The sequence below is a fragment of the Streptomyces sp. NPDC058964 genome, assembly GCF_042741275.1.
GTDB lineage: Bacteria > Actinomycetota > Actinomycetes > Streptomycetales > Streptomycetaceae > Streptomyces.
On record NZ_JBHYKH010000708.1, the window covers coordinates 1 to 3,637 of the forward strand.

General features: G+C 71.9%; 3 protein-coding genes. 1 reads left to right on the forward strand and 2 read right to left on the reverse strand.

The features are described from left to right. Nucleotides 1-138: 138 nt before the first annotated feature. On the reverse strand, nt 139-1,848 hold the full coding sequence (gene metG / locus ACFW2E_RS43390) for a methionine--tRNA ligase (RefSeq protein ID WP_384476652.1): 1,710 nt from the start codon (nt 1,846-1,848) through the stop codon (nt 139-141). A 120-nt stretch (nt 1,849-1,968) separates the two neighbouring features. After that, a complete protein-coding gene (locus ACFW2E_RS43395) occupies nt 1,969-3,195 on the reverse strand; it encodes a VWA domain-containing protein (RefSeq protein WP_384476655.1) in 1,227 nt (408 codons plus the stop codon). A gap of 149 nt (nt 3,196-3,344) precedes the next feature. On the opposite strand from ACFW2E_RS43395, the gene ACFW2E_RS43400 reads away from it, so the two are divergent. Next, the coding region (locus tag ACFW2E_RS43400) for a hypothetical protein (RefSeq protein WP_384476658.1) at nt 3,345-3,637 on the forward strand (293 nt) is incomplete at its 3' end.

Genomic DNA, 3,637 nt, shown 5'->3' on the forward strand with positions numbered 1-3,637 from the left:
CCGGTGGGGTCCGCCGCGGCGGGGCGTGGGGGGTGGGGTTGGGGGGGGGGGGGCGGGGCGCGGGGGGGGGGGGGGGGGGCGGGGGGCGGGGCGCGCGTGCCCCCGGGGGGGGGGGGCGGGGCTTGGGTCGGGGCTGGGTCAGGCCTGTTCGCCGCCGAAGCGTTCCTTGTAGGTCTCCAGGTCCTCGTCCGTCAGCTTGGCGAACAGGACCGGCGGGACCGTGAAGGGGGTGCCTGCTGGGACCGAGGTGAGGGCGCGGGCCTCGTCGGCCGCGACCCAGGTGGCCGTGTCGTCGGCCAGGGCGAAGGCCTCGCGCATCGTCTTCGCCGTCGTCGGGATGAAGGGCTCCGAGACCACCGAGTAGAGGTGGATCAGGTTCATCGCCGTGCGCAGGGTGAGGGCCGCGCCGTCCTTGTCGGTCTTGATCTCCAGCCAGGGGGCCTTCTCCTCCAGGTAGGAGTTGCCGGCCGACCACAGGGCGCGCAGGGCGGCGGCCGCCTTGCGGAACTGGAGGGTCTCCATGTGCGACTCGTACTCCGCGAGGAGCCTCGCGATCTCCTCGCCGAGGCGGGCCTCCGCCTCGCCCGGCTCGCCGCCCGCGGGGACGTCGTCACCGAAGCGCTTGCGGGAGAAGGACAGGACGCGGTTGACGAAGTTGCCGAGCGTGTCGGCCAGGTCCTTGTTGACCGTGGCCGTGAAGTGCTCCCACGTGAAGGACGAGTCGTCGGACTCCGGCGCGTTGGCGATGAGGAAGTAGCGCCAGTAGTCGGCCGGGAGGATGTCCAGCGCCTGGTCGGTGAAGACACCGCGCTTCTGGGAGGTGGAGAACTTCCCGCCGTAGTACGTCAGCCAGTTGAAGGCCTTGACGTAGTCGACCTTCTTCCACGGCTCGCGCACGCCCAGCTCGGTGGCCGGGAACATCACCGTGTGGAAGGGGACGTTGTCCTTCGCCATGAACTCCGTGTAGCGGACGTCCGTGTCGACGTCGTACCACCAGGACTTCCAGTCGCCGCCGGTGGCGTCCGCCCACTCCTTCGTCGCGCCGATGTACTCGATGGGGGCGTCGAACCAGACGTAGAATACCTTGCCCTCGGCCGCCAGCTCCGGCCAGGTGTCGGCCGGGACCGGGACGCCCCAGTCCAGGTCGCGGGTGATCGCGCGGTCGTGCAGGCCTTCGGTCAGCCACTTGCGGGCGATGGAGGAGGCCAGGTGCGGCCAGTCCTTCTCGTGGCGGGAGACCCACTCCTCGACCTCGTGCTGGAGCTTCGACTGGAGGAGGAAGAGGTGCTTGGTCTCGCGGACCTCCAGATCGGTGGAGCCGGAGATCGCGGAGCGCGGGTTGATCAGGTCCGTGGGGTCGAGGACCCGGGTGCAGTTCTCGCACTGGTCGCCGCGGGCCTTGTCGTAGCCGCAGTGGGGGCAGGTGCCCTCGACGTAGCGGTCCGGGAGGAAGCGGCCGTCCGCCGGCGAGTAGACCTGGCGGATCGCACGCTCCTCGATGAAGCCGTTCTCGTTCAGGCGGCGGGCGAAGTGCTGGGTGATCTCGACGTTCTCGGGGGACGAGCTGCGCCCGAAGTAGTCGAAGGACAGCGCGAAGCCGTCGTAGACCGCCTTCTGGGCGTCGTGCGCCTGGGCGCAGAACTCGGCGACCGAGAGCCCGGCCTCCTTCGCGGCCAGCTCGGCGGGCGTGCCGTGCTCGTCCGTCGCGCAGATGTAGAGGACGTCGTGGCCACGCTGGCGGAGGTACCGGGAGTACACGTCCGCCGGGAGCATGGACCCCACCATGTTGCCCAGGTGCTTGATCCCGTTGATGTAGGGAAGGGCGCTGGTGATGAGGTGTCGAGCCATCGCGGGCTGCTCCCAGGTCGCTACGTGTACGAACCTTGAAATCGTAGCCGACGTGTGTATGCCGCCCGCTTCCCGTTTTACGGGGTGAGAAGCGGGCGGCACACGGGGAGGTGCGGAGGGTTACGGGCGCCAGGTCTCCAGGACGCCCTCGTAGAGCTCCGCGTCCGTGAGCTCGCGGGGGGCCGGGCCGGCGTGGAAGAAGGACGTGTTGCCGGTCTTCAGCTTGCGGAGGTAGTCGAAGGCCTTGTTCTCGTGCTCACCGAAGGCGACGAAGGAGAAGAAGACCGAGGGGTGGCTCTTCCCGGCGTCCGTGAGGGACTGGGTGGCCGGGGTCTTGGCGTCGGGGGCGCCGTCGGTCTGGAAGACGACCAGGGCGGGGGCCGTGGGGTCGCCCGACTTCTCGTGGTGGGCGAGGACCGCTTCGACGGCGGCGTGGTAGCTGGTACGGCCCATGCGGCCGAGGCCGGCGTGGACCTCGTCGATCTTGTTCTCGTGCGCGTCCAGGGTGAGGTCGGTGGTGCCGTCGAGTTCCGTGGAGAAGAAGACGACGTGGACCGTGGCCTCGGGGTCGAGGTGGGCGGCGAGGGCGAGGGTCTGCTCGGCGAGGGCCTGGGCGGAGCCGTCCTTGTAGTAGGGGCGCATGGAGGCGGAGCGGTCGAGGACGAGGTAGACCTTCGCGCGGGTGCCGGTGAGGTCGGTCTTCTCGAGGGTGGCCGTGGCTGCCTTGTAGGCGGTGACGAGGCCGGGGGCGCGGGACTTCAGGCGGGCGGGGGTCAGCGCGGGTTCCGCTTCCGCGGCGGGGGCGGGCTCCGCCTCGGCTTCGCCTTCGGCGGGTTCGTTCCCACCCGCACCACCCGTGCCGGTCTCGTCTTCGGCCGCGGGCGGCCCCTGGGGGACGTCCTCGCCGTCGGCGGCCTCCGGCTCGTCGGACGCCTGGGCGGCCGCGGGCTCCACCTCCGGCGCGACCCGCTCGGGCTCGGGCGCGGGCTCCGGGGCGGCTTCCGCCATCGCCTCGGCCTCCGGTTCGGCCTCCGCCTCGGCGACGGGCTCCGCCTCGGGAGCGACTTCGGCCTCCGGCTCGGGCGCCACGGCCGACTCCACCTCGGCCTCGGCCCCAGCCTCAGCCGTCGGCTCCACTTCGGCCTCGGTCTCGGCTGCGGGCTCCACCTCAGCCTCAGCCTGCGCCTCGGCCTCGGCTGCAGGCTCGGCGGCGGGTTCCGCCTCGGGCTCGGCGACCGGTTCGGCCTCGGCCGCGGGCTCCGGCTCGGTCGTCGGCTCCTGGCCCGTCAGGGAGTCGGACTCCGCCTTCGGCTTCGGGACCGTGATGTTGTCGAAGGCCGCCGACACGAGGTCGTGCTCGGACGGGGCGGACGAAGGGGGCGCGGGTTAGTGGGGGGGGGGGGGGGGGGCCTGGGGGGGGGGGGCCTCGGGGCATCGAACTCTGCCCGACGGGCCCAGCGCAGCCGGTCGATGAGGGTGCCGCGACCGAGATCCACGTGTCGGCGTACGGCCTCGTCGTGGGCCTCGGCGTGGCTGATCGGCCGGTACCGTGGCGCGAGCCCTGCAAGCGTGCGGTTCCGGTCCGCGAAGTCGACTTCGGCCAGGACCCGGAGGCCGTCGATGTCCCGCGCGACGCGCGCGGCCTCGATGAGCTGCGCGGAGGGCAGGGGAAGGGCGTCCGAGTACGGTTCGAGGCGGGCGAGGAACTCCCGGGCGTCGGCCGGAGCCGGGTCCGTCAGCTTTCTAGCCTGGTCGGCGCCGAGGGCGTGTACGAGGAAGGGGTGGCAGC